The organism is Halomonas sp. ND22Bw (assembly GCF_003011945.1).
Lineage (GTDB): Bacteria > Pseudomonadota > Gammaproteobacteria > Pseudomonadales > Halomonadaceae > Halomonas > Halomonas halophila.
The window spans coordinates 1-269 of record NZ_PXWD01000932.1; the positions used below are offsets into that span (position 1 = coordinate 1).

Sequence of the window (269 nt, forward strand, 5' to 3'; positions counted from 1 at the left end):
CCAGGTCGGCCGGCGCGCGCGGCGTGCCGTGGCGCGCGAGATAGTCCGGCGCAGCGACGACGATGCGCTGGTTGCGTGCCAGACGGCGCGATGTCCACTGCGAACTGCGCGCGCCTTGCACCGACCACAGCCAGAGCGCGCCGTCGTAGCCGTCGGCGCCCAGGTCGGGCAGCCGTTCGCTCAGCGCCAGATCGATCTGCAGCGCGGGATGGCGCTGCTGGAATTCGGCCAGCGCCGGCCCGAGCCAGCGGCGGCCGACACCCAGCGTG

Annotated in this window: 1 protein-coding gene; it reads right to left on the bottom strand. The window is 74.3% G+C overall.

What is annotated here, in order from left to right:
- Positions 1-269: LysR substrate-binding domain-containing protein (locus tag CVH10_RS20890; protein WP_369335929.1), on the bottom strand; the 269-nt coding region annotated here is incomplete at both ends.